Origin of the sequence: Shimia aestuarii (assembly GCF_022814865.1) — a bacterium.
GTDB classification, from domain to species: domain Bacteria; phylum Pseudomonadota; class Alphaproteobacteria; order Rhodobacterales; family Rhodobacteraceae; genus Shimia; species Shimia aestuarii_A.
Genome location: NZ_JAKVRD010000055.1, coordinates 1 through 747 on the forward strand (window position 1 = coordinate 1; position 747 = coordinate 747).

At 57.6% G+C, this 747-nt stretch carries 1 protein-coding gene; it reads right to left on the reverse strand.

Annotation, left to right across the window (positions count from 1 at the left end; genetic code table 11):
* On the reverse strand, positions 1 to 747 hold a 747-nt coding region (locus MK745_RS19660; RefSeq protein WP_243614863.1), incomplete at both ends, for a polysaccharide biosynthesis/export family protein.

The window sequence follows — 747 nt, forward strand, 5'->3', positions numbered from 1 at the left end:
CCCCTCGCGCATCCGCGCGCACCTCTTTCAAGCCCCCCTGGTTCGCGAGAGCTTGCGTCAAGTTGATTGGCTCTTTCGCCAGATCAACAACGCTGGGCTTGTCGACTTCACCGAGAATATAGGCCTGCTCATTGCGCAGTTCAGGCACGTGTACGACGTCGCCAGCACGTAGGATCGGGTTGTTTTGAACATAGTTGGCACGCAAGAACCCGTTCAGGTCAACGCCATAGGTGTGGCCATTGCGTTTCACAGTGATACGGCTCAAATCCGCTTCTTCGGTGCCGCCGCCGGCGGCGTTCACCGCCTGAAACAGCGTAAGCGGTACCGAGTTCAAGGTCTGCCGGTTCGGCGCGTTGACTTCTCCACCGACCAAGACGCTTTGAGAATTGAACTCTGCGACCCGAGCAACAACCTGCGGCTCAGGAATAATCTGGCGCAGCTTCTGGGACAGGTCACTTCGCACTTGCTCAATCGAGCGCCCTCCAGCTTCGATCTCGCCGATATGGGGGTAGAAAAATCGCCCGTCGGCCTGAACACGGAAGCCGTTCTCGCTTGCGCTACGGTCGGGTCCGGCAGGCATAGTCAGTTCCGGGTGATCGTAGACGTCGATACTGAGGATGTCGCCAGGGCCGATCAGATACGACCACGAGGTATCGTAGGGCATCCGCGTGCGCGTAACCGGCTTGATCGCTTGTGTGTAGTTCTTGATGTTCTTGGTGCTCAGACGAACAACATCGAGATCTTGCT